At 70.0% G+C, this 25,072-nt stretch carries 15 protein-coding genes and 1 pseudogene; 5 read left to right on the forward strand and 11 right to left on the reverse strand.

The features are described from left to right. Nucleotides 1-41 precede the first annotated feature (41 nt). Complete coding sequence (locus JS756_RS13910) at nt 42-1,133, reverse strand: bifunctional succinyldiaminopimelate transaminase/glutamate-prephenate aminotransferase (protein WP_205383577.1); 1,092 nt, start codon at nt 1,131-1,133, stop codon at nt 42-44. 180 nt (nt 1,134-1,313) lie between these two features. Continuing rightward, complete coding sequence (fdxA, locus tag JS756_RS13915; protein ID WP_205383401.1) at nt 1,314-1,634, reverse strand: ferredoxin; 321 nt, start codon at nt 1,632-1,634, stop codon at nt 1,314-1,316. A gap of 141 nt (nt 1,635-1,775) precedes the next feature. On the opposite strand from fdxA, the gene JS756_RS13920 reads away from it, so the two are divergent. Next, entirely contained in the window at nt 1,776-2,807 is a 1,032-nt protein-coding gene (locus JS756_RS13920) for a GNAT family N-acetyltransferase (RefSeq protein ID WP_205383402.1), read from the forward strand. A gap of 18 nt (nt 2,808-2,825) precedes the next feature. Next, the gene (locus JS756_RS13925) at nt 2,826-3,686 is read left to right on the forward strand and encodes a transglutaminase-like and tetratricopeptide repeat-containing protein (protein ID WP_205383403.1); all 861 of its coding nucleotides are present in this window, start codon (nt 2,826-2,828) and stop codon (nt 3,684-3,686) included. A 71-nt stretch (nt 3,687-3,757) separates the two neighbouring features. Here JS756_RS13925 and JS756_RS38555 read toward each other — a convergent pair whose 3' ends face one another. Then, a complete protein-coding gene (locus tag JS756_RS38555; RefSeq protein WP_307790616.1) occupies nt 3,758-4,489 on the reverse strand; it encodes a helix-turn-helix domain-containing protein in 732 nt (243 codons plus the stop codon). Continuing rightward, on the reverse strand, nt 4,417-4,608 hold the full coding sequence (locus JS756_RS36755; protein ID WP_240203735.1) for a hypothetical protein: 192 nt from the start codon (nt 4,606-4,608) through the stop codon (nt 4,417-4,419). Before JS756_RS36755 ends, JS756_RS38555 begins: the two co-directional genes overlap by 73 nt. A gap of 359 nt (nt 4,609-4,967) precedes the next feature. Between JS756_RS36755 and JS756_RS38560 the strand changes: the two are divergent. Together JS756_RS38560 and JS756_RS13950 are read left to right on the forward strand one after the other, a co-directional pair. Next, nucleotides 4,968-6,043, forward strand: a pseudogene (locus tag JS756_RS38560) (IS630 family transposase). A 214-nt stretch (nt 6,044-6,257) separates the two neighbouring features. Next, a complete protein-coding gene (locus JS756_RS13950) occupies nt 6,258-6,515 on the forward strand; it encodes a hypothetical protein (protein WP_205383406.1) in 258 nt (85 codons plus the stop codon). A 98-nt stretch (nt 6,516-6,613) separates the two neighbouring features. On the opposite strand, the gene JS756_RS13955 is transcribed toward JS756_RS13950, so the two are convergent. After that, entirely contained in the window at nt 6,614-13,600 is a 6,987-nt protein-coding gene (locus JS756_RS13955) for a polymorphic toxin-type HINT domain-containing protein (protein WP_205383407.1), read from the reverse strand. A gap of 119 nt (nt 13,601-13,719) precedes the next feature. Further along, nucleotides 13,720-17,370 carry a laminin G domain-containing protein gene (locus JS756_RS13960; protein WP_307790620.1) on the reverse strand — a complete coding sequence of 1,217 codons (3,651 nt, stop codon included), beginning with the start codon at nt 17,368-17,370 and terminating at the stop codon, nt 13,720-13,722. 793 nt (nt 17,371-18,163) lie between these two features. Here JS756_RS13960 and JS756_RS13965 point away from each other — a divergent pair. Further along, complete coding sequence (locus JS756_RS13965; RefSeq protein WP_205383408.1) at nt 18,164-18,625, forward strand: hypothetical protein; 462 nt, start codon at nt 18,164-18,166, stop codon at nt 18,623-18,625. Between the two features lie 153 nt (nt 18,626-18,778). Here JS756_RS13965 and JS756_RS13970 read toward each other — a convergent pair whose 3' ends face one another. The 5 genes from JS756_RS13970 to JS756_RS13990 all read right to left on the reverse strand — a co-directional run bounded on the left by JS756_RS13970 (nt 18,779) and on the right by JS756_RS13990 (nt 24,986). Further along, a complete protein-coding gene (locus tag JS756_RS13970) occupies nt 18,779-19,393 on the reverse strand; it encodes a response regulator transcription factor (protein ID WP_205383409.1) in 615 nt (204 codons plus the stop codon). Continuing rightward, the gene (locus JS756_RS13975) at nt 19,390-20,550 is read right to left on the reverse strand and encodes a sensor histidine kinase (RefSeq protein ID WP_205383410.1); all 1,161 of its coding nucleotides are present in this window, start codon (nt 20,548-20,550) and stop codon (nt 19,390-19,392) included. Before JS756_RS13975 ends, JS756_RS13970 begins: the two co-directional genes overlap by 4 nt. Continuing rightward, nucleotides 20,547-21,287 carry an ABC transporter permease gene (locus JS756_RS13980; protein ID WP_205383411.1) on the reverse strand — a complete coding sequence of 247 codons (741 nt, stop codon included), beginning with the start codon at nt 21,285-21,287 and terminating at the stop codon, nt 20,547-20,549. The genes JS756_RS13975 and JS756_RS13980 overlap by 4 nt, the downstream gene beginning before the upstream one ends. Beyond that, a complete protein-coding gene (locus JS756_RS13985; RefSeq protein ID WP_205383412.1) occupies nt 21,284-22,195 on the reverse strand; it encodes an ABC transporter ATP-binding protein in 912 nt (303 codons plus the stop codon). The genes JS756_RS13980 and JS756_RS13985 overlap by 4 nt, the downstream gene beginning before the upstream one ends. 547 nt (nt 22,196-22,742) lie before the next feature. Continuing rightward, nucleotides 22,743-24,986, reverse strand: coding sequence for a hypothetical protein (locus JS756_RS13990; protein ID WP_205383413.1), 2,244 nt, complete (start codon nt 24,984-24,986; stop codon nt 22,743-22,745). Nucleotides 24,987-25,072: the final 86 nt, after the last annotated feature.

Raw genomic sequence — 25,072 nt, forward strand, 5'->3', positions numbered from 1 at the left:
GGCAGGCAGCAGCGGACGGCAGGTTCTCGTTCCCGCCTTCGCTACAGGCGCCGTACGGCCGCTTCGATCCGCTCGTCCGTCGCCGTCAGGGCCACGCGGACGAACGTCTCGCCCGCCGGGCCGTAGAAGTCGCCGGGGGCGACCAGGATGCCGAGTGCGGCCAGGTGGGACACGGTGTCCCAGCAGGACTCGCCGCGCGTCGCCCACAGGTAGAGGCTCGCCTCGCTGTGCTCGATGCGGAAGCCGTGGCCCAGCAGCGCCGCCCGCAGGGCCTCGCGGCGGGCCGCGTAGCGCTCGCGCTGGACGCGGACGTGCTCGTCGTCACCGAGGGCGGCCACCGCCGCCGCCTGGGTCGGCGCCGAGGTCATCATGCCGCCGTGCTTGCGGATCTCCAGCAGCGGGCCGAGGACGGCCGGGTCGCCGGCCACGAAGGCGGCGCGGTAGCCGGCCAGGTTGGAGCGCTTGGACAGGGAGTGGACGGCGACGATGCCGTCGTACGAGCCGCCGTTGACGTCGGGGTGCAGGACCGACACCGGGTCGGCCTCCCAGCCCAGCTCCAGGTAGCACTCGTCGGAGACGACCAGGACGCCGTGCTCGCGGGCCCAGGCCACGATCCGGGTCAGCTCCTGCCGGGACAGCACCCGGCCCGTCGGGTTGGACGGGGAGTTCAGCCACAGCAGCCTGAGGTTCGCCGGGTCCAGCTCGGTCGGGTCGTCGTAGGCCTCGTGGTCGGCGCCGGCCAGGCGGGCGCCCACCTCGTACGTCGGGTATGCCAGGCGGGGGTGGGCGACCCTGTCGCCGGGGCCGAGGCCGAGGTGGGTGGGCAGCCAGGCCACCAGTTCCTTGGAGCCGACGACGGGGAGCACGTGCCGGTGCGTGACCCCGCGGGCGCCCAGACGCCGCTCCAGCCAGCCGGTGATCGCGTCCCGCAGCGCCGGGGTACCCCACACCGTCGGATAGCCCGGCGAGTCCGCAGCGTCGACCAGCGCCTTCTGGATCAGCTCGGGGACCGGGTCGACCGGAGTGCCGACGGAGAGGTCGACGATGCCGTCCGGGTGGGTGGCGGCCGTCTTCTTGTACGGCTCCAGCCGGTCCCACGGGAAGGCCGGGAGACGGTCGCGGAGCGACGTCACGGACGGGTGGGCGGCCGGGCGGGCGGCCGGGCGGGCGGAGTCTGCGGACACGGGGAACGTGCTCACTTTCGTCGGTACGGCAAACGCCTCGGTCCCGTGCGGCGACCGGATCCGATCCGAGCGATCGTGGCCGTACGGGACCGAGGCGGCGCGGCTGAGTCGTGCAGGCCGCTTACGGGGTCACTCGCCCTGCGGCGGCAGTGCCTCGATGAGGGGGTGGTCGCGCTCGATCAGCCCCAGCTTGCTGGCGCCGCCGGGCGAGCCCAGCTCGTCGAAGAACTCGACGTTCGCCTTGTAGTAGTCCTTCCACTCCTCCGGAGTGTCGTCCTCGTAGAAGATCGCCTCGACCGGGCAGACCGGCTCACAGGCACCACAGTCGACGCATTCGTCCGGGTGGATGTACAAGGACCGCTTGCCCTCGTAGATGCAGTCGACCGGACACTCCTCGATGCACGCCTTGTCCTTGACGTCGACACAAGGCTCTGCGATGACGTAGGTCACGCTGTCGTTCCTCCTCGATAGGGCGCTGGCGGGCCTCCCACAGGCTCCGCCGCCTGGCGCGCGGGAGCGCGGCGTCGTCGATGCCCGCCCCTAGTATCTCCGTTCCCGGGCATGATCCGAACAGGAGGGGTGAACTGACCTGTGGAAATCTCTGCCGCCGGGCGCCTTGAGGTCCGTATCACCGCTGCTGACGTGGGCAAACGGGTCTCCGTACGCCGTCTGAGCAGCCCTGGGGACGGTGGGTCGAAATTCACCGACACGGTGGGTGTTCTCACATCCTGGGACGACGGTGTGTTGGTGATCACACAGAAGAACGGGGCGGGTGTCCGGATTCCGGAGTCCGTACTGGTCGCGGGGAAAGTCGTACCGGCGGCGCCGGCGCGCCGCCGCGGTCCGGCCGCCTCCTACGAGGAGCTGGCCCGGGTCACCGCCCGCGCCTGGCGGCCCGTGGAGAGCGAGCGGCTCGGCGCCTGGGAGCTGCGCGCCGCCGCCGGGTTCACCCGGCGCGCCAACTCCGTCCTGCCGCTCGGCGACCCCGGCCTCCCCCTCGACGACGCCCTGGACGCCGTACGGCGCTGGTACGGCGCGCGCGGCCTGCCCGCCTACGTCCAGACCGCGACCGGCGCCGAGGGCAGCCAGGAGCCGCTGTGCGCGGAACTGGAGCGGCGCGGCTGGGAGCGCGAGGTGACCGCCGAGCTGTGGGTGGGCGCGCTGGCCCCGGTGGCCGACCGCGCCGACGCCGGCGGGGTCGTGCTGTCCCGGCGGGCGGACGAGGCGTGGCTGGCCCGCTACCAGCGCAAGGGCGTGAGCGAGGTGGCGCTGCGGGTGCTCGGCGGCGGGCCCTCGGTGTGGTTCGCCACCGTGCCCGGCGAGGACGCCCCGGCCGCCATCGGGCGGTGCGTCGTGGACGGGCGGTGGGCCGGTTTCGCCGCCGTCGAGGTGGACCCGCTCAAGCGGCGGAGCGGCCTCGCGACCACCGTGATGGCCGCGCTGGCCCGGCAGGCCCTGGACGAGGGCGCCTCGGCGGCCTGGCTCCAGGTGGAGGCCGACAACGAGGGCGCCCGTGCCCTGTACGCCGGCATGGGCTTCGCCGCACACCACGCGTACCACCACTACCGCGCACCCGCTCCCGGCTCCGGTTGCGACTCCGGTTCCGGTTCCGGGGCTGGGTGAGGAGGGCAGAGCACCATCGTGGACCCGCACCGACCGCCCCACCCCCCGAGCCCGGAGCGCTCCGCCGCACTGCACCGGCGGTTCGCCGCCGAGGCCCGCTCCGAACGCCCCGACCTGTCCGCGCTGTGCCTGCTGATCGGCGCGGCCGGGGACGGCTCCCTCGACGAGTCCGGCATGGACGCCGCGCAGATGGAACTGGACCGGCTGGCCGGCGAGGTGCCGTTCCGGCCGGGTGGCCCGCAGGCCTGGGCGACCGCCCTGCACCGGCTCCTGGGCACCCGCCACGGCTTCCACGGCACCCCGGCCGACTACCGGCGCCTGGAGTCGTCCCTCCTCCACGAGGTCCTCCGGCGTCGGCGCGGGCTGCCGATCCTGCTGTCGGTGGTCTGGCTGGAGGTCGCCCGGCGAGCCGGGGCGCCCGTCCACGGCGTCGCCCTGCCCGGCCACTTCGTCGTCGGCTTCGGCCCCGAGGAGCGGCAGGTCCTCGCCGACCCCTTCGACGGCGGCCGGGTCCTCACCGGCACGGACGCGGAGCTCTTCGTCGCCGGCGCCACCGGAGCCCCGCTCGACCCCGCGCACCTCGCCCCCGCCGACCCCCTCGACGTCGTCCTGCGCATCCTGAACAACATCCGCGCCTGGGCCGCCGCCCGCCCCGAGCGGTCCGACGTCGCCCTGTGGGCCGTGGACCTGTCCCTCCAACTCCCCTCCCACCCGGCCCGCCTGCGCCACGAACGCGCCCAGCTACTGGTTGGCCGCGGCGAGTTCACCGCGGGTGCCGCGGAGCTGGAGGCGTACGCGGAGGTGGTCGCCAAGGTCGACGAGGAGGCCGCCGACCGACTCCGGGGGGAGGCACGGGCGGCGCGGGCACGGCTCAACTGATGGTGGCGAACTGCTCGTCGGTGAGGTCCTCGCGGTTGCGCAGCAGGCGCCGTCGGGCCTTCCACTCCGGGTCACTGGCGCGTCCGCGCCGGCCTCAGACCTCGGCGGTGGTGCGGCGCCGGACCATGGACAGCAACTTGTTGGCGAGCTGGACGACGTGGAAGTGGTCGACCACGACGGCGGCCTGCGGCAAGGTGATCCGGGCGGCCGCACGGGTAGGTGGCGGACATGTCGATGGCCACGTACTTGATGCTCTTGCGCCAGGTCAGCGGGGTGGCTGACAGCCAGACGAGCACGTCCGCGACGGTTCGGCCCTCGATCTGCCCGAGCAGGCAGCCGCTGCCGAGTGCGTCGACGAAGCCGGTGTGCCACCGGTCGCGGACAAGGTGCCGCTTTCCGGTGACGGGGTCCTGTTCCCAGCGCGGCCGCCCTCGCCGGGTCTCGTCGATGCCCAGCACCTCGACCTCGGGCAGAGGTGCGTCGATGACCTCGCGGGCCTGGGCACGGAAGGCGTCCATCACGGTCGGCCAGGACAGGTGCAGGTCGCGGGCGGCCTGGACGACGGTGGAGCATGCGTCCCTCACCCGGCGTCCGGCCCAGGCCCGCAGCCGGGTGGTGATCCGGGCGCGGGCCCGGTATCTGCGGGATCTGCTCAGTGAACGAGGGGCGCGGGCAGGCGGACTCCCCGCAGAACCAGCGGCGCTTGTGCCAGCGGAACTCCAGCCCCGTCTCACGGAAGGTCGCGGGGCCGGGTCGTCGCTGAGCCCTTGACCCGGGTGGCGAACACCCCGCAGACCGGGCACGCCCGGGCGGTCTCGTGGGCCGTGACCAGGTGGACCCGGCGTCTGCCATCGGCCAGCCGCTCGACCCGAACGACGGACACTCCGTCGAGGTCGAGCAGCAACCTCGTATCGTTGAGCAAGCCCGTGGCTCCTGCTTGATCGTTCTGCGTAGAGAACAGAAATGATCACTCAGGACCACGGGCAGTCTGTGTTCAGGGCCGAGCTGTCCAGCACAAGACCACGGAACGTGACGCCACGTCAGCAGCTCAGGTCGGCGCACCGCTCAAGTTCGAAGACCCGTCTATGCCCATGTCCGACTCCGTCTCCAGCGCGACGCCATCAACACCCTCGGCAGCGCCCTCGACAGCCCGACAACCACCAAGGCCGAGAGGACCGACGGCGACGAACCGCCACCTTGCGCTGCTGGCGTCCGCTGACGTTGCCGCTGAGGTTGAAAGGGTGGGGTGACAGCGGGCGTTGGCGGTGCTACATCCTCGTCATGAGGTATGCGGATGGTGGCGGTCTGACCGCTGCGGGGCGGGCGAGGCGTGAGGCGGTGCGTTTCGAGGCCGCGGAGATGTTCGGGCAGGGGATGCGGCCGCCGGAGGTGGCCCGCCGGTTACGGGTGTCACGGAAGTCGGCGTACGCCTGGCACGCTGTCTGGCGTGAGGGCGGCAGCATGGCCCTGGCTTCCAAGGGAGCCGGCGGCTTTCCGTGCCGGCTGGGCGATGTCCAGGCGGAGCGGTTGCAGGCCGAGCTGGAGGCGGGACCGGCTGCGCACGGCTGGATCGAGGATCAGCGGTGGACCCTGGCGAGGGTCGCGGAGCTGATCCATCGCCTGTTCGGCTACCGGTACACCCCGCGCGGGGTGTCGTATCTGCTGCACCGGCTGGGCTGGTCACCGCAGGTCCCGGTGCACCGGGCGGTCGAGCGGGACGAGCAGGCCGTTGCCCGGTGGCGGACGGAGCAGTGGTCACGGGTAAGAGGGCGGCCCAGCTCCTGGGCGCGTGGATAGTTTTCGAGGACGAGGCCGGGCAGGATCTGAAGCCCGGCAAGGGCCCGGACCTGGTCGCGGCGGGGCCGGACGCCGCTGGTCAGGGTGACCGGGAAGGGATCGGGCCGGGTCTTGATGGCCGGGTTGGTCTGCGTCAGACCGGGCCGCGAGACCAGGCTGATCTACCGGACGCAGACGTACCGGGGCCGTACCGGCGAGAAGAAGGGCTTCGGGCCCGTGAGTTCGCGGACCTGCTGACCTCCGCCCGCCGGCAGCTCGGCGGTGCCCCGCTGATCGTGGTGTGGGACAACGCCAGCACCCACCACGCCAAGCCCTTACGGGAGTTCTGCAACCGCAACAGCGACTGGCTCACCATCGTCAAGCTCCCGCCCTACGCACCCGACCTCAACCCCGTCGAAGGCGTATGGGCCCACCTGAAGAAGTCCCTGGCCAACCTCGCACCCCGCACGATCGACGACCTCACCCCGCTCGTGAAGAACCGCCTACGCGCCATCCAACGCCGACCGCAGATCCTCAACGGCTTCGTAGACGAGACCGGACTCGGACTGGAGCCCCCGTAGCCCCGTCACCCCACCCTTTCAACCTCAGCGTCACCGTTGCCGTCAAGAGACATTTGGGCCCCTCCGAATTCTCCCGGAGGGGCCCAAGTGTTGCGCTGGGGGAATATCTCAGGAGCTAACCACCTGAGGTCGCTCCATCGTTACTAGTTCGCCAGTCCCATGACGGATCTCGATGGAATCTCTCTAGGACCGCGTCATAGCTCAGAAGCTCGCCGTGATTCGTATCGAGAACTCCGCGAACCCCAGGAATTACCTCGATCAAAAGATCGCGGATGCACGGCATGCCAGGGTACTCGACCAGGACTGCATTGAACTCACCGAGTTCCTCGCGAATCTCGGCAATCTCCTCCTCGTCAAACTCGCCGATAACGTCCCCGGAAACGTCCACCCCGAAGCGACACTCCCTCCAATCCAAATGATCGAAGATCGCACCTTCGCGATAAGAGCCGACTCCGCGCAGGCGAGCCACTAGCTCCTGGAGATCACTGGTCGGGCTGAGAAGCACGATGGTAGGACGCACTGCGGCTCCTTCCTGTCAGCAACGCTGACCCACGTAGAGACCGTCGGGGGCTAGGGAGCCAGGACATCAAGTAGCAGGTTCTTGTCCCGTGTCACCATGATGCCAGCCTGCTCCAGACTCTTAATCACACTTCCACGCCCCTGTGGAAGATAGACGATGACCGGATAGTCCGTCAGGCTTTGCGTATTTAGCGCCTGCTTGAGAGCACCCTTTCCTGAGCCACTCTTCACCTGCACCACCGCATTTCGGGTCACGATGTCGAAGTCCGTGAGCGCACTGCCGTCCGGCCCATTTATTGTGACGCCTTCAGCTCGCACATGCCCGGGGTAGCGAGCATTGATGTCGTTGATGAGTTCCGGAACTAGCGGGTCATCGCCCTTGCCTGTGACATGAGTAGGGGCGCCTCCGCAATTGTGAACGAGAACCGGCGTGGCCCCCGCCAGCACATAGTACGCGTGGATGTCATCGATCGTCAGGTCATGTGTGCGCTGGCGTTTGGCGTAGTGACGGACTGCAGTGATCTGGACATACGTGCCGGCGTTAGTGCGGAGCATCTGGCCGACCTCGAGGTCACCAGCCTTGATCCACTTCTTCAGGTCGGGAACCCAGAACGGGTGCGTGTCCGTGGCGACGATGCTCGACTTCTTGCCACCTGGCGCTATGGAAATCTCAGTGAAGTCTTTGTCATCCTCGGTCGCGATGGTCTGGACAACGGTCTTCTTGGTCGTCACTCCCGTGACAGAATCGGTAGTAACAACGACATCGCCGACTACCACCTCTTCAATGGCCTTTTCCGTACCGTCACCCATAAGCACACCGGTTCCGGGAAGGAAACTGTGGCACTTAGCCAGAATCCCTGCCATTTTCGCAAGAGCCAAGTATTCCACAGCGCCACTCGCCGCGCTCCAGACGGCGGCCACTCCCTGATCCTTGAGCTGGCCAGGAAGGCTGTGGTCGGCGTCGTCTGAGAGTGCGTTCTTCACGGCCGCGCCAGCTGCGCCCACAACAGCGCTACATCCCGTTGCCGCGTAGAAGCCGGCTCCTCCGGTGGCGAATCCTGCACTTGCCGCAGAGCCGTAGCAGGCCACACCAACAACAGTCTCAGTAACCACTTGAGCAATCGTGCTGTGATCCGACAGCCAGTCTGTTGTTGCATCCCAGGCATTACCCAAGCCGCATATGCTGAGCCAGCCGCAGTCGCTGTCATCCTTGGCCGTACCACTGGAATCAGTGCTGACCGTGCCACAAGGGGCTACGCATCCCGTCCCGGGTGCAACTCCCTCATTGGGTCTTCCGTTTCCTTGGGAGCCGTCCGGCCGCTGAGGGCATCCGGCGGCAGAGTCTCCGTGGCCTCCACAGGCCAGGCCCATACCCGTGGGATCACTGTCGGTGAGCGGGTTTTGTGCGGCGTAGCTGTAGCCGTTCAGAGTCTGCGCCTTGTCGCTCTCCAGGAGCGGGTCGACGCTGATGAACTGGCCGATACCCGGGTCGTATTCGCGGGCACCTATGTGAGTGAGTCCCGTGGTGACGTCTCGGGTTTTGCCGAGGAAGCCCTTGTCGTCGGGCCAGGGGCCGTAGAGGGGTGTTCCTCGGTCAGCGCCGAAGGGGGTGGTGTAGCGCTTGGTGTAGGTCTGGGCGGCGTCGGTGTTGATCGCCAGGGTGGCAGTACTGTGATGGTCACCGATGAGGAAGGTGGTCTTGGTGGTCCCGGACTCGTTGGAGCGCATGGCCACCGTGGTGCCACCTGTGGCGTAGCGGCGTTGGGCCCAGGTGGTGCCGTCGGTCCGGAGATGGAGTTCGGCGGTGCCGGCGTAGAGGACGCGTTCGCCGTTCTCGGTGGTGCGGATGAGCAGGCTGCCGTCCGCGTCGTAGAGGTAGTCGGTGGTGTTACTGCTCTCGGTGAGGTTGGCCAGTTTGCCCTCGGGTGACCAGGTCAGCGTTTGCGTGCCCGCCGGACCGGGGCGCTGGGTGGTGTTGCCGGTGGCGTCGTAGCCGTAGTTGTGTTCCGGGGTGGTGCAGTCGGCCTTGGTGGTGGTGCCGGTAAGGGTGTGAGGCTGGCTGCTGTTGGTGTAGCAATACGTAGTTGTGGTGTCACCACTGCTGCTGTGTGCGGTTTCGGTGGTGCGCTGGCCTGCGGAAGTGTAGGTGTAGCTGGTCCAGTAGGGAGCCGGGCCGGACAGACCGGAGCTGCTGCGGGTGTCGGTGCAGTCTTGGGAGGCGGGGGTCCAGGCTTCGGCCAAGCGCTGGTAGCCGTCGTAGGCGAAGCACTGGGTGTCCGGCGAGCTCGCGCCGCCAGCGGTGGTGGTGTCGGCGATGGCCGTGACGTTGCCGGTCTGGTCGTAGCTGTAGTGGAGTTCCTGCAGTTTGTAGGCGTGCGTGTCGTCCGAGACCCGGCTTTGGGTCAGGCGGCCGGTGCCGGGTTCGAATTCGTTGTAGACGTAGCTGTCGTTGTTGTCGACACCCAGTGCGAGGAGTTGCGGCTGGGTCAGGGCCGAGTACGTCACGCCCTTCAAGTAGCCAGGGATCTCAGTGAGGTTGCCGAGGCCGTCGTAGCGGAAGTTGTTGGTCTCCGCCTGCAGGCCACCGAGGGCGGGCTCTGAGGTGTATTGAACGGTGCCGTCGGTGTTGTAGTGCGTCTCGTAGGCCAGAGTGGAGGATTCGCCCGCGCTCACAAAGGGCTCGCTGTCGGGCAGCTGGAGCTGGGTGGCGGTGGGCCGGCTCAGGGCGTCGTACGACGTGACGCTGTGGGTGTAGGCAGCGCCGGTCTTGCCTCCGACGTAGCGTGTGGAGGATGCGGGCAACCCCTTGAAGACGGTGTCGTATGTGAAGGCGGTGAGCTGATTGGCGTCCGTCTTGGAGCCCGCCCAGGTGCCGGTGGTGCGGCCGAGTTCGTCGTAGGCGGTGAGGATCGCGCTGCCACGAGCGTCAGTGGATTTGATGACCTGGTCGAGGCTGTTGTACTCGCTGGTCGTGGTGCCCTTGTCCGGGTCCACGGCGGTTGTCTGACGGCCAAACAGGTCGTACGTGTAGGACCAGGTGGTGGCGCCGTCCGGACCGGCGATGGACTTCTGCTTGCCGTCCACGGCGTAGCTGAAGGTGGTGGACGTGTGAGGGGTGCCGGGGCCGGTGCCGAAGTCGGCGTCGGCCGGGTTGGTGCCAGCATAGCTGCGGGTCTCGGTGGTCCGGCCGCGGATATCGGTGATGGTCCGCTGGGCGGAACCACCTTCGAGGGCGGTGGTGGCTGTGGAGTCACCGGTGTAGGTGGTGGTGGTGGACCACTTCTCGGTGCCGTAGATGTACAGGCTGCTGGTGGTGGGCCTGCCTGCGCCGTCGTAGACGGTTTCGGTCAGCTGTGGAGCGCTGCCGAAGGAGGAGCGGGCGTACGTGCCGTTGGGAGTGCTGGTCGTGTCGAAGATGTCGGCGTAGGTCCGATAGACCAGGCCGCGCGTGTCGTAGCGCTTGTCGGTCAGCAGCCGACCGCCCTGCGGGGTGGGTGTCTGGGTCTGCAGGGGGCGCAGCAGCGCGTCGTAGAGGGCGTAGCTGGTGTTGTAGGTCTCGCCGTTGGTCAGCGTCGATGTGGACACCCAGGAAGCGCTGGTGTTGTCCAGGTGGTAGGCGAACTTCTTGTTCGGGCTCTGTGTGCCGGCGTTGCGGTTGGGCAGCCACACCCCCGTCGCACGGCCGAGCGCGTCGTAGGACTGCTCGGTCTTCTTGAGATTCAGGTCGTAGGTGCGCAAGGGGAGGCCGCGGCGAGGGTCAAGGAAGCTGGCCGTTCGGAAGCCCTTGGGGTCGGTGTTGATGGTTCTGGTCAGCGGACCGGCGTCGGCAGGGCTGTAGCTGGTCGCGGTGGTGTGGCCCGCGGTGTCGGTGACGGCCAACGGGCGGCCGAGGCCGTCGTATGTGGTGGTGGCCAGGGTCTGCCAGTCGGTCGGCAGCCGGTCACCGTTGGAGTCGGCGGTGGAGGCGTACCCGGTGGCCCGGCCCGTCCAGGTCGGTTCGCCCTTCGTCGGCTGCTGAACCGCAGACCAGCCGGTCGCACCAGCCTCGTCGTAGACAGTGGCCGTGTCGGACAGGACGTCGCCGCGAGTCGCCGTGTTGGTGGGCAGGCTCAGCGATGTGTCCGAGGTCGAACAGCTGCGGGCGACGGTGCGGGTGCGGGAGACGAGGTTGGTGATGCCAAGAGCGGCGTTGCGGGCGTACCAGGTGCGGGTGCAGCTCTCGTCGCCGCCCAGACCGCGCTGGCCGTAGTCGTCGGAGCTGGTGACCATGCCCAGGTCGTCGTAGTGGGCCTGGGTCTCGTGGGTGCGCCAGTTCGCCGATGCTGTCAGGTAGGTGCTGCGGTAGGTGGTGGTGCCGCGGACCCACTGGGCGACCTGGGTGGCGGCATCCGGGACGGCCTGGCTCGCCGTCTGCCGATAGGCGTAGTTGTTGAAGACGCTGCCGATGGGCTGGCTGCCGTTGTAGGTGATCTGCTGCCGCAGCATTCCCTTGTACCGGTCGCTGTCGGTCGCGATGGGGAAGTCGACGTCCGTGTCCAGGAGCGGGGCGACAGTGACGGCCTTGGTGGTGCCGTCCTTCTTCTTGTCGCCGTCCATGCCCTGCAGGTACAGCGACACCGTCTTCGAGCGGGTCACACTCGTGGCACCGGTGTAGGCGGTGACCTTCTGGTAGCCACGCCAGTCCGACCAGGTCCGCTCGTCCTTCGGGGTGAACGGGTTGTCGCTGAAGTGCCACGCGGCGCCGGTGTAGGAGTAGGCGTGCTCGACGGCAGGGTTGTTCGCCGCCGGGTCGGAGACGGTCACGCCCAGGACGCGGTACTTGTGGAACCAGTCGATCGAGGCTTCCGCGGCGCCGTTGATGTGCCAGTACTGCGGGTAGCAGGAACGGGTGTTGGTGTCTTCGGCCGCGCCGGAGAGTTCGCTTCGAACGCATTCCGGGGGCGAGAGGTTCACCGACGTGATCGCACCTGTCTCCGAGGTGATCGTGGAGATGCGGGGACGGGTCAGGGGCAGGATGTCGTCGGTGGCGTCGACACGGTTCGGCCGCATCTGGTAGGTGAAGGAGATCGGGTTGAGCGTGATGCTCGCGGCGCCCGCCTTGCCGGTCCGCGTCAGCGACTTCAGCGTCAGCACCTGGTCGGAACTGTCACCGATGTCGTTTCCGTCGAGGTACTCCTGAGCCAATGACCAGGAGTCGACCGGGTCGTAGGTTGCGGTGCCCGCGTTGTACGAATAGGTGTTGACGCCCGTCAGCCGCTTACGGGTGAAGAAGGACGGGCTGGTCGCGTTGCAGTCGGTGTCACCGCTGCTGCAGATCGCGTCGAAGGGCACGTCCGGCCAGTCGTCCGCCGTGTCCTTGGTCAGACTGGAGCAGTCCGACGCTGTGCACCGCTCCGCGTAACCGAAGGTGACCTTCGCATCCGGCTTGTCGGTGAACAGGGCTCCCTTGCGCAGGCCGTACTCGACCCGGTTGAGGTAGCCGCTCCGCGTGTAGACGGTATTCGCCGTGGTTGCTTTGTTCTTCTTGTAGTAGTTCGTTTCCTTCGTGTACCAGTAGGTGGCCGCGTTGCCACGAAGGTCCTCGACATAGTCGAGGTTCCAGCGCCAGGCCTGGGTCAGCGAACGGTCCGCAAAGCTGCTTCCGCCCGAGTAGCCGGGCTCGCCGGAGTCATCGCCGAACACCGGAGCGGTCCACACCGAGTTGGTGCGCTGGGTGTCCGCACCGGCCAGCTTGTTCAGGCCGAAGACGTACTTGGTGCCGTCGCCGGTGACGACGGTCCAGTACTCGCCGTTGTCATCGCCGTTGTCCGCACCCGTCGAGTGCGTCACCTTGGAGGCGTCGTCGTCCTGCAGGTGCCACACCCCGGTCGAGTCGTCCTTGACCAGAGACGTGGATCTGCCGTTGAGGACCAGGGTGGCGTTGTCGTACTTCCAGCACTGGTCGAAGACGTCTGCGTGGCCGTCGTCGTCGCAGGAGCCATAACTGCGCTCGACGTAGGAGTCGCTCAGCGTGAACCCCTCGCCGACCGACGTGCCCTGGTTGTTCGTCGTCGCGGTACGGCCGTCCACGCTGCCCGAGTCGTACGACAGGGTCATCGTCGGGACCGGGCCGGCTGCTGCGGGCGGCAAGGTGAAGCCGTACGACCAGGTGAAGGAGCCGGAGTTGCCGCCCGCCGACCACGCCGAGGACTCGGACAGTTCCGTCGCCGAGTAGTCACCGGCACCGTTGGGTGACTGGCCCGAGCCTGCCGAGGTGGCGGTGAGGGCGAGCACGGTTGCACCCGAGGAGGAGGCGGTGGCGGTGCGCATCAGCTGCGCGGAGACCCCGGTCGGCGACTGGGGCAGTCGCACGTCGGCGGAGACGGTCTGGCGGGCCGCATCGTTTGCGGAGGTCAGCGGCCGCTGCTTACGGCACTCCTCCTTCTGAGGAGTGGTCAGCGCGCAGGCGGGCAGTTCCACCAATCGCAGACGCTGCGCCCAGCCGCCGCCCACCGCGGAGGCGAAGCGACTGTAGTCGACTCTGACGCGGGCGGAGCCGGCACGCTCTGCCTCGGCCGTGAGCAGGACGCCGGTGATGCCGGCCTCCTGGGCGGCCTTCTGGTCGAGGACGGTCAGGTGGACGTCCCCACCGGGCAGGGCTGCCTTGCCGGACGGCCGGGTCACGGTGACCGGAAGCCCGCCCGGCGCGGACTCGGGGGCCGTGCCGTCGGTCAGGGCGACGGTCGCCTCGCCCTGCTTGGGCCAGGCATTCGTGCGTTCGCTCCGGGCTCGCCGAGCCTGGGCAGCGTTGGCCTTCTTGTCCTCGGCGACCTTCTGGCGGGCCTTCTTCGCACCGGGCGCATCGAAAGGCTTGACCTTGCTCGCACGTGAGGAGGGCACATCGGGACGGCCCAGGCCGGCGGGTCCGGCCGCCTGAGCCACCTGGGCCGCACCCAGGGGTACGACGAGCGCCAGGGTCAGCGACTGGGCCAGCAACCGACCCGTGCGGCGCCGTGTACGCCCTCTCCCTCTTCTTGAGGTGCCTATGCCAAATGCCATGGTGTCCGTTCCACCCCGTCCGGAAAGCTTGATCCGTTTGCTGGTCGCGGGCCGCCTCGGCGGCCGCATCCGGTGGGTGGGGGCAGCCCATGCCGCGACCACCCCCACCCGTGACATGCTCAGGTGCCGACGGCCTCGCCGACCTGTTCGGCGGTCTCCATCGCCCCGGCCCACAGGCGCACCTCGGCGACCCGGCCGGTCAGATAGTGCTGCCAGGAGCCACCAGTGAAGCCCTTGCCGACCGCCAGGTCGCCCGAGCCGACGGTGGCCGTGAACGCCTTGGGGTCCTCGTCGGACGATTTGCCCTGGTAGAGCCTGATCGTGCCGTCCTGCGCGTCGAACACGCCGGTCAGCCGGACCATCGCGTCCGTCACTTCACTCTCCGGAGTGCCTACCGCGCTGAAGGTGCCGTCCGCGTTCAGTCGCCCGAAGTACCAGCGTCCGAGCGGGACGGTCTTCTCCTCGAAGGTCTCCGGGTCGATCTCGGGCTTCGTGCCGGTCTTCTTGTACCAGATGCCCCACGAGGAGCCGTCGGCTGCCTGCTGACCGACCACCTGCCCGGTGTAGCCGGTCGGCTTGGACAGGAGGTCGGCGCCGTTCACGGACGCGAGGGCCGTGACGCTGAACGAGCCGGTGTCGTCGACCACCGGCCCGCTGGCAGTGGCCGCATCGTCGACGCCGTCCAGCGTGATCGCCTCGCCGTCCTGCGCGGCACCGCCGGCCAGTGTCAGCGGTCGGCCGTAGCCGGAGGTGTCCCCGATACCGCTCCCGGTACCCCCGTCGGCCGACCATGCGCCCACCAACTCGACCGCGTTGAACTTGCCGTTGATCGCCTGCTGAGCCCCTTCGGCGATCTGGTCGGACGTCAGGGCGCTCTGCCAGACCGCCACCTCGTCGATCGAGCCTGGGAAGTAGTCGTAGTAGGCACCGGCCCACAGCACCCGCCCGATCTGCAGCGGCCCCTGGGCCTTCCAGGAGGGGGCCGCCGTGTGGCTGCCCTGCAGCTTGCCGTTCACGTAGAGGCGGATCTCGTTGGCCGGCTTGTCGTAGACGGCGGCCAGGTGTGTCCACACTCCAGCCGTGGCGGGCTGCTTGGCCACCACCACCTGATCGGTGATGTTGCCGCTCCCGTCGTCCTTCGGTGACGTCCGCAGGGTCCACGTGCCGACGGAGCCCTGGTAGGAGAGGTAGAAGCCGCTGTAGAAGGTGCCGTCCTGTCCGAGCACGGTCCTGTTGTCACTGGGCAGGCGGTCCAGCCGGGCCCAGGCCGAGACGGTGTAGGAGTCACTGGTGTCGACGACCTGACCGTCGGTTGCGGCGTAGCCGGTGGTGCCGTCGAGAGCCATCCCCTTGTCCAGGTGCGACTCTTCCATGATGTTGTTCTGGGCGTCGCGGGTGATCTCTCCCAGACGTCCGCGGTCGTCCCGGCTCGCGCCCCCGTGCAGCGTGGCGTTGTCCTCGCCGTCGGTGGTCTCCGCGTCGAGGGCAGCCCCCGTGGCCTCGTCGAAGTGCCAGAGCCCGACCGGCCCGGGACCCTCGGCGACGTTGAACTCGATCGTGGCCAGCGCGCCCCACTTGCTGTCGTCCTTGGCCCGCACCGACAACACGTTGGCGCCCGATCGGGTGGGGGGTATGGAACGCGACACCGTCAGTCCCGGTAGTTCGGACGACCAGTCGTCGTCGGACCACGTGCCGTCAGCGGCCGACAACTTGTACTGGTAGGCCTTGATGTCCACGTCCCCGTCCCCGGGAGCGAACACGAACTCTCCTGGTACGCCGGGGCCGCCGTGAGCCGTGCAGTCCTTGTCGCAGTCCGTGTAGACCGAGTTGATCGTGATCTTCGGAGCCTTCGGCGCCGGCGGGTCCACCTTGAAGTAGCAGAAACCGTCCGAGGCGGCGCTGCTGAGATGGTTGGACTGATCGTCGTAGTAGGACCACGTCCACGCGTGATACCGGTACAGCGTGCCCACGGCCAGGCCCGACCACGTCATGCTGATCGCCTGACCGTCCTTACGGAAGCCGGTCGTGGGGTACGCCGACACGCCGCCCGGCGGCGTGGTGTCGACCCAGGTGCCGTCGCTGTGGAGTTCGTCCAGGTCGAAGTAGACGCGCAGGTTCTCCTGGCCGGTGGCTCCGCCGGGCATGGTGTGCGCAGTGGCCTTCAGCTGCGGTGCGACATCGGACACGATCTGCGGATCGGAAGCGCTGCGGATGCACGCCGAAGCCCCACCGTCCACCACGTGCAGGTCACTGGGCTTGGCAGGCAGCGACACGTACTGCACCGAGAGGATGGCGTCGTTCCTGAAGCGCTTCCAGGCGGCGGTGTCCGACTCGTCGTGGGCCCTCAGTTCCAGGGTCAGCCGGGCGAAGTTGCCCGCGGCGAACGACTGCACCGTCGGCGTCAGGTTCTCGTTCGACTCGGCGGGGTTGTCGTGGAACTCGATCGGCGCGGCGGGCTGCGACGGATCGCAGGCCGAGCCGCGGCCCGCCGACACCCAGCGGTCGACCATCCAGTCCAGTTCCGCCGGTCGCGACGACCAGGTGGTCGAGGACGAGATGTTGTTGGTGCGGACCAGGTCCACCCACTTCGCGTCACAGGTGAACGACCAGGTCTCCGTGGCCCGGAAGGTGGCGTCGAGGACCTTCTTGCCGCTCAGCTGGGAGGGGGAGAACTCGAAGTAGAGCCGCTGCGTGTACCCCGGGCCGCAGTAGTAGCCGCCGTAGCTGCTGCAGTGGCCCATGCCCTTGCCCTCGTTGTCCGAGCCGTTGCTCCAGCCGTACGAGGTGTAGCCGTCGCTGCGCAGCAGGGTGCGCTCCGACACCCCGGCGGCCACCGCCGGGTCGATGAACAGCGGGAAGTCGGCGGCGTCCGTCTCGCTGAGCATCTGGGCGTCGGGCACCACCGACAGGGAGTCCTTCGTGACGTCCACGTCCATGCGGGTCACCGCGTCGCCCTGCCCGGGCTCGACACCGGACCCCGAGGGCGCCGACTCGGACGGGTCGGACGGCGCGGCCTCGCCGGTGCCGGCGGCCTCGGTCCTCGCGAGTTGGGTCTGCGGTCCGGCGTCCTCGCCGGCGGAGTCCCACATGCGTGCGGGCGGCGCCTTGAACACCGTGCGGCCCGCGTCGTCGACCGCCGCGAGGCTTCCGGACGCGCCCTCACGGACGTTCAGGTTCACGGCCTTCAGGTCGAAGGTGAGCTTCTTCAGCTCCTTGTTGGCCGCGGCCTCAGGCGTCTTCACCACGAACACCGGCTGGAAGCTCTCCGGCGTCGTGTTCACCCGCAGGTCCACACCCGGCAGGACCTCCGCGTACGAGGCGGTGGTGCCGTCCAGCGTGGGGGCGGGCAGCGTGCCCGGCCACCCCAGTTCCAGCGAGCGGCCGTGGTCGGTGATCCGGGCCAGAGGTGCCTTGTCACCGCCGCCGGAGAACGCCATCTGCACGGCCGCCGCCTTCGGCGCCACCGATCCGTCGGGACGCTTCTCCAGCGTCGCGTCCGGCGCCTGCCAGCCCCCGTCCGGCGCGGGCACCCGTACCGGGGCCGTCGACTCCTCCAGGGTGAAGGTGTGGCCGTCCGGATTGGCGAACACGGTCGACCGCTCGGACCGCTTGCCCGTCACCTCCACCCGCTGGCCGGACTGCTTGGCCTCGGTCAGGGCCCGCTGGTCCTCCGACACGGGTGCGGGATCCGACTCGGAGGGGGAAGCGGAGACCTGATGCACGGGGAACGCGAGTGTCGCCATCACCGTGGCGAGGACGACGGCCCCCACCCTCGCTCTCGCGCGGTCCCCTTGTCTTTGACGCCCTTTCACGCCATGACCGACCCACCCCGACGACACAGGAACTCGCCCCCCGATTTCACAAGATCACCACAAAGTCCCCGAGACTTTAACTCCATTCTCATAATCGATCAAGAGTGCGACATGCGATTCACCTGCAACTGCGTCACTCGAACGTGCGTCATTCACAGAAGTCGAACCGGGCGCCATCACTGTGAATTCGGAGTCGACCACCCCCATCCCGAGCGCACGCACAGGGTCACGGGAAGCCGAGGGACAGGACCCCGAAAACAGAGAATGAAGCACCATGGAGAGAGAAAAATGAACTAGCGGCAGATCGATTGCCTATGCCGAAATCAGAGCATATTCTGTATTTTCGAGCGGTTGGCAATTGTCTGTCGCATTTCGACCGCTTCCCGAGTGGCCCCTCCGGATGAAAACTCCGCGTCACATTCGGAGCGAGTTGACATCGAACGGGATGAAAGCCGCCGAGACGTCATCCGGCCACCCCGAGGGGCGCGGGTCGGCCGTCACGCCCGAGCGAGTCACGCTCCGGCACCACGACGGACACAGCCCGCACCTCCAGGGGCGGGAATCGGGGCCGATCCACGGAGCCTCCCGGAGCAGCCCCGAGCGATGAATTCCGGACAGGGTGACTGGAAATTGACCCTACGAGGAGTCCTATAACCGGAATCCCCTCTTTCCCTATGTGATTCGTCTCACCATGAAGATCGCGCGAGAAAGCAGCCCTCTACCCTTTCCGGAAACGGGGAGAGGAACTCGCATGCCGTCCTTGTGCCGGGCCACGGCCGTTGTCGTGCTGGCCGTCGCAGCAGCAGGGTGCACCGACCACGGCCCTTCCGGGGCCGCTCCGAGCCGCTCCGCGACGACAGCCAGGAGTACGGCTCCCGCAAACCTGCCGTCCTTCTCGCCGGACGGGGTCGGCGACACGTTGCTGGAGGTGACCGGTCGGGGAACCGGTCGGCATCGCACCCCTGCCGTCCCGGCGGGCGACGTCACCGCCGAGATCGTCTGCACGGGGACGGGCGTTCTGTCGGCGGACTTCGACGATGCGGCCGGCAAGGTGCTGTACCAGGTGGTCTCCCAGCCCTGCGGCACCGCGGTGAGCCACAAGGTCACCTTCGGCGTGCCCGCCGAGCCCGAGGGGATCGTGGTCGCGGTCACGGCACGGAACGACGGCAGGTACGGCGTCCGCCTGGGGACCGGGGGCGGGGACGGCACGTGAAGCCGGAGCCGGCCGGCCGGATGAAGCCGTGCCCGGGCCGTGGGGCGCGATCCCCCGGCACCGGACCACCATGGCGATACCCCGGCAGGGATCAGCGGCGCCGGTCGGTGGCACCGGCCGGCCGGGCCGCGCCCGCCGCGCCGGAACCCGGCGCTACAGCCAGCCCTTTTCGCGGGCGATGCGGGCCGCTTCCGTTCTGTTGCGTACGGCGAGCTTCTGTATCGCCGTCGACAGGTAGTTCCGGACGGTGCCCTGGGACAGGTGGAGGGCCGCCGCGAGTTCGGCGTTCGTGGAGCCGTCGGCGGCTGCGCGCAGGACCTCGCGTTCGCGGTCGGTGAGGGGGTTGGCGCCCTCGGCGAGGGCCGCCGCGGCCAGGGTCGGGTCGATGACGCGCTCCCCCGCCAGCACCTTGCGGACGGCCGCGGCGAGTTGGGCGGCGGGGGCGTCCTTGACCAGGAAGGCGTCGGCGCCGGCCTCCATCGCGCTGCGGAGGTAGCCGGGGCGGCCGAAGGTGGTCAGGACGACCAGTTTGACGTCCGGCAGTTCGCGGTGCACCTGGGCCGCCGCCTCGATGCCGGTCGCGCCCGGCATCTCGATGTCGAGGAGGGCGACGTCCACGCCGTGCTCCCGGGCCGCGGCCAGGACCTCGTCGCCGCGCGCGACCTGGACGGCCACCTCGATGTCGTCCTCCAGGCCGAGCAGCGCGGCGAGCGCCTCGCGGACCATGGACTGGTCCTCGGCCAGCAGGACCTTGATCATGCGCGTCATGCACCGGATCCTACGGGTGCCGGCTGCGCGGCGGGGACACGGGCGACCAGCAGGAAGCCCGTGCGGATCCGGCCCGCTTCCAGGCTCCCGCCCGCCTTCTCCAGGCGCTCGGTCAGGCCGGTGAGGCCGTTGCCGGGGCCCGTGCCCGCCCCGCCGGAGCCGTCGTCCTCGACGGAGAGCTCCAGGACGGGCCCGTCGAGGGTCTGGCGGAGGAGGACGTCCACCGCGCAGCGGCGGGCGCCGCTGTGCCGTACGACGTTGGTGACGGCCTCGCGCAGCGCCCAGGCGAGGGCGGACTCGCTGTCCTCGGGGACGCCGTCGAGGCCGGTCTCGGCGGGGAGTTCGGCGGTGACGCCGGCCGCGGTCAGGGCGGCCTTGGCGCCGGCGAGTTCGGCGGCGAGGCGGGGGCGCCGGTAGCCGGTCACGGCCTCGCGGACGTCGACCAGGGCCTGGCGGCTGACCTGTTCGATGTCGGCGACCTGCTGGGCCGCCTTCTCCGGGTGGCCGGGCAGCATGCGGCCCGCCAACTCGCTCTTGAGGGTGATCAGCGACAGCGAGTGGCCGAGCAGGTCGTGCAGGTCGCGGGCGAGCCGCAGCCGCTCCTCGTTGGCGGCGAGCTGGGCGACGGTGGCGCGGGCCTCGCGCAACTCGACGGTGGTGCGGATCAGTTCCCGCACGCCCGTCATGGAGAAACCGCCCAGCAGCGCCGGCAGGAGCAGGCCGGCCAGGAAGGCCTCGCCGCCGGGGACCGTCAGGGCGACGGCCGTCAGCAGGGCGGAGACGCAGGGGATCGTCCAGCGGGACAGGCGCATCGGCAGGGCCGCGCCGGAGGCGACGGCGACGTACACGTACAGGACCATCCAGTCCCGGCCCAGGGTGAGGGACAGCACCGTGGCCTGGGCGGCGAGGACCCCGAGCGCGCCGAGCACCAGGGCGTTGCGTTCGCCGCGCCCCGCGCGGAAGATCAGGGCGAAGTACCAGGCGACGAAGGCGGCCAGGCCGAGCCAGCCGAGGAGCCGTACGCCGTCGCTGTGTCCGCCGTGCAGCAGGTCGTCGACCGGCGCCTGGAGGTAGGCGAGCCAGATGCCGGTCCACAGCACCTTCATCACGCGTTGCCTGCGGTTCTGCGGGCGCTGCCCGAAGCCGATGCCCTTCACGCCTTCAGCGTGTCCTTCCGGTAGAGCCAGGCCGCTCCGCCCGTGAACAGGGCGAAGAAGACGGCCAGGACGGCGATGTCCTTCACGTGCGGGGCCTGGCTCTGCTCGATCGCCTGCCCGAGCGCAGCGTACGCGTGCGTGGGCACCCAGCGGGCGATGTCCTGCAGCCAGCCGGGGAAGGTCGTCGTCGGCATCCACAGGCCGCCGAGGATCGACAGGCCGAAGTACGTGATCATGGTGATCGGGCGGACCGCGTCGCCGCTGGCGAGGTAGCCGATGGCGACGCCGAGCGCGGCGAAGACCAGGCTGCCCGCCCAGATGACGCCGGTGAGCGCGACCCACTGCCAGGCGTCGAGGCGTACGTCCTTCACGAGGGCGGCGACGGTGAAGACGACGACGATCGACGGCAGGCTGACCACGGCGGCGCCGGCGGTCTTGGCGAGGACGTAGCCGCGGCCCGGGAGGGTGGTCAGCCGCAGCTGCCGCACCCAGCCGCTCTCGCGCTCCTTGGCGATGCGTTCGCTGTTGCCCATCAGGACGGCGGTCAGGGCGCCGAAGGAGGCCATGGAGACCATCATGTAGGTCGGCAGGGTCAGGCCGGTGCCGTCGATCTCGGTGGTGGCGTCGGCGGTGCCCGCGATGAGCAGGAAGAGCACCGAGGGGTAGATCACCGAGAAGAACAGGAACTTGCGGTTGCGCAGGGCGCGGGTGAGTTCCAGCTTGATCAGGCTGTTCACGACTGCTTGGCCTCCTCGGCGGCGGTGATGGCGACGAAGGCCTGCTCCAGGCCTAGCCCGGCGACCTCCAGGTTGCGGGGGTAGAGGCCGAGCCCGTAGAGCGCGTGGACGGTGGCGTCGGCGTCGGAGGACTGGATGCGGACGGTCTGGCCGGACACGTCGATCGTGGTGAGGAACGGCAGCTCGCGCAGCGGGGTCTCGTCGATCGTGCCCTCCAGGTCGAACGACACGCGCCGGGCGCCGGCCTTCGCCTTGATCTCGGCGGCCGTGCCGTCGGCGAGCAGCCTGCCGCGGTGCAGGACGAGCACCCGGTCGGCGACGGCGTCGGCCTCTTCGAGGTAGTGGGTGGCGAAGAGGACGGTGCGGCCCTGGTCGGCCTGCTCGCGCATGGTGGCCCAGAAGGCCTGGCGGGTGGTGACGTCCATGCCGGTGGTCGGCTCGTCGAGGACGATCAGGTCGCTGTCGCCGGCGGTGGCGAGGGCGAAGCGGACGCGCTGGGCCTGGCCGCCGGAGAGCTTGTTGACCTTGCGGTCGGCTATCTGCGCGACGCCCGCGCGGGCGAGCACCTCGGAGACCCGGTACGGCCTCGGGTGCAGGTCGCAGGCGAGGCGGACCAGCTCGGCGACGGTGACCTCGTCCATCAGGCCGCCGGTCTGGAGCATGGCGCCGACCCGGCCGCCCACGATCGCCTCGCGAGGGGTGGCGCCGAACAGGCCGACGGAGCCGTTGTCGGCGGCCTTGAGGCCGAGGAGGAGATCGAGGGTGGTGGACTTGCCGGCGCCGTTCGGGCCGAGCAGGGCCACGGTCTCACCGGGGTGCAGGGTCAGGGTCAGGCCGTCCACGGCCCGGACTTCGCCGTAGGCCTTGCTCACCTGGTCGAACGCGACCACCGGGGCTGTCGTTGTCATGCGGCCATGGTGGCCCGCGGGGCACGGGCGGCGGCAGTGTCGGCCGTCCGGAGTGCCGCATGACAGATGTCATGCGTCCGGTGCGGCTGCGTGTCATGCCGCCGGGCCTCACGGGTCGGTCGAGGCGAACGAACCGTTCGGCCCGCCCGGAACGGTCGAGCCGTGGCAACCGGTCGAGCCGGACGAACCGGGTTGATCGGAACGAACCGCTCAGCCGTTCCGGACTGCTCAGCCTTTCCGAACCGCTCAGCCCTCCGGACCGGTCGGCCCGGATCCCTGGCCGTCGCCCCGGCGACCCATCTCCCGCCGGCCCATCGCCCCGGCAGCCGCTCGGCCAAGTGGTCCGGCCCGGCGGGCGGTCCCTCGGTCCGGCAGCATCGCGGCTCGGTACGGTCGCCCCGGCAGCCCCGGCAACCCCGGCAGCCTTCGCCGCCCCCTACCCGCAGGCCCGCGGCAACCGACCCGGACCGGCACTGCCCCGGAGCGGCGGACCCCGGACCCGGCCCGGCGGCGACCGGCCCGGCGGCGACCCGGATCCGCCGCCCCGTCAGCTCGGGTCGGTCTCGATGACGGCCACCCGGTCGGTGGTGCTCTTCAGGGCCAGCCGCAGGGCGCCGTAGACGTCCTGGACGGTCACCGGGGTCTTCTGGCCGTCGGCGCGGGTGATGAGCACGCCGTCGAAGGTGGTGCCGTACAGCTTCTTCAGGGCGTCCGTGTCGGGGGCGTCGACGAGCTTGCCGTCGACGGCCTTGACCCGCAGGAACTTCCACAGGGACTTCTCGGGGCTGAAGACGATCTCGTGGGCGCCGTCGGCCGTCTTGAGGGTGACCCGGGCGGACATCGCCGGCTGGGCGAACTCCTTCATCATCCGGTCGACCTCGGCCTTGCCGACCGTGGGCTGCCGGGTGGTGGTGGACATGGCGACAGGCCTGCTGGTCCCCGTCTCCACCTGGGTGCGGTAGGCCTGCTCGACGGCGTACTTGGAGCGGGCGACGTCGATGCCCCGGGAGGGCTTGCCGTACACGGCGACGGCCTTGCCGGACTCGAAGCGGATCGTGCCGTCGGACGCCGAGCCGGCGCTGCCCGCGGCACTCTCCAGAGCGGCCTGGAGCTTCTCCTCGTCCACGGGCATGACCGGCTGGACGACGCGCTGCTGCCCGAAGAGGGAGCCGATCACGGAGACCGGGTTGTAGTCGCTGCGCGCGGCGGCGCTGACGGTGGCGTCCTTGTCGAACTGCAGGCCGGCCTGGTCGGGCTTGAGCGTGACGGTGGTGCCGCCGACGGACAGCTTCAGGGGCTGGCCGACCCGCTGGGCGAAGGCGTCGTCGAGCTTCTTGACGGCCTGGTCGCGCGTTCCGCCGCCGATGTCGACGCCGAGCACGGTGGTGCCCTTGGGCACGTCGGAGTGGTTCATCAGCAGTCCGGCACCGTACGCGCCGGCGGCCAGCACGATCACGCCGGCACCGAGCAGGGTGAGCTTGCTGCGGCCCTTCTTCTTCGGGGCCGGGGTGCTCTTCGGCGCCGGGGCGGGCGCGGTCCGTCGGCTGTCCGCAGGCCGGCGTGGCGGCGGGCCGTCGGGGTGGACGCGGTCCGCGTCGAACGACGCGTCGGGGTGGGGGCCGCCCCCGGCGAACGGGCCGCCGCGCCCGTCGGCCGGCGGGACGACGGGGATGCCGCTGGTGACGGTGTGCCCGGAGACGTTGTCGTGGGGCGGCGCGGCGAAGCTGCCGGGGGGCGGCTCGGGGGCGGGGGGCTGCGGGGTGAGGATGGCGGTGTCGTCGCTCAGCGAACCGCCGGGGACACCGGGGCCGGACGAGACGCCGCCGACCGGGGTCACCATCGGGCCGTCGCCGGTGACGGGGCCGCCGGTCGGGCCGGAGGGGCCGTTCGGGCCGCCGGGGCCCTGAGGGCCGTTCGCGCCGTTGAAGCCGTTCGGGCCGCCGGGGCCGCCCTGGGCACCCGGGGCGCCGTAGCCGTCGCGGCCGTCGGTGCCGTTGCCGGTGAAGTACGGCAGGTCGTCGCGGCTGGGTTCGCCGGAGTGGCCGGGGCCGGGGCGGGTGCCGCCGCCGAGCGGGCCGGCGGCCAGCGCCTCGGTGACGTCGAAGGAGCCGGTACCGCCGCCGTGGCCGGGTGCGACGGGGCCGCCGGTGGCACTCGGCAGCCCGGCGCCGCTCTGGCCGCCGGGGCGGGAGGTGCCGGGCACCTTCATGGAGCCGACCACGCCGCCGGGGCGGCCGGGCGCGGCGGGGCCTGCTCCCTGCGCGCCGGGAGCGGACGGAGCAGCGGGACCGGCCGGGGCACCGCCCGCGGCCGGCGCGGTGCCGTTCGCGGCCGAACCGCCGGGCGCGCCGGTCGCGTTGGACGCGTCGGGGTTCTGTGGGGCCTTGTTCGCCGCGGACTTGCGGGGGGCGAACCAGTCGCTGGTCGGCTTCTCCTGCGCCGCGGGCTCGGGTTCGGCCGCCGGCTCGGCGGGAGTGGAGGCGCCGGGGGCGGGGGCGGGCCCGGTGCCCGGCTGCTGCGGCTCGGCGGTCTCGGGCTCGGCGGCTTCGGACTCACCGACCGGCGTGCGCATGACGACCGGCGGAATCGGCCGGGATCCGGGGATGTTGATCCGGATGCGGGTCGTCAGCGTGGTCTCGGTCTTGCGCTCCTCCGGCTGTCCGGCCGCGCGGCCGGCGGCCGGGCCGCCGTCGGAAACCATCGGCGTGCCGTACGGCGGCGTCCCGGAGGGGTAGGCGGCTCCGCCGCGCCCGTCGGGCCCGGAGGACGGAGTGTCAGTTTCACGACTCAAGGCAGGTTCTCCCGGTTGGCTCCGCCGCCCGCATCAGTTCCTCTCGGGCAGCTCGGCGGCGCGCACCACCATACTGGCCGCCTCCG

It is taken from the genome of Streptomyces actuosus (assembly GCF_016921115.1).
GTDB lineage: Bacteria > Actinomycetota > Actinomycetes > Streptomycetales > Streptomycetaceae > Streptomyces > Streptomyces actuosus_A.

Excerpts from the sequence above, each read along its gene's own strand:
- JS756_RS13955 (WP_205383407.1), bottom strand. The coding sequence starts at position 13,600 with ATGGCATTTGGCATAGGCACCTCAAGAAGAGGGAGAGGGCGTACACGG.
- JS756_RS13970 (WP_205383409.1), bottom strand. The coding sequence starts at position 19,393 with ATGACGCGCATGATCAAGGTCCTGCTGGCCGAGGACCAGTCCATGGTC.
- JS756_RS13985 (WP_205383412.1), bottom strand. The coding sequence starts at position 22,195 with ATGACAACGACAGCCCCGGTGGTCGCGTTCGACCAGGTGAGCAAGGCC.
- JS756_RS13965 (WP_205383408.1), top strand. The coding sequence starts at position 18,164 with ATGCCGTCCTTGTGCCGGGCCACGGCCGTTGTCGTGCTGGCCGTCGCA.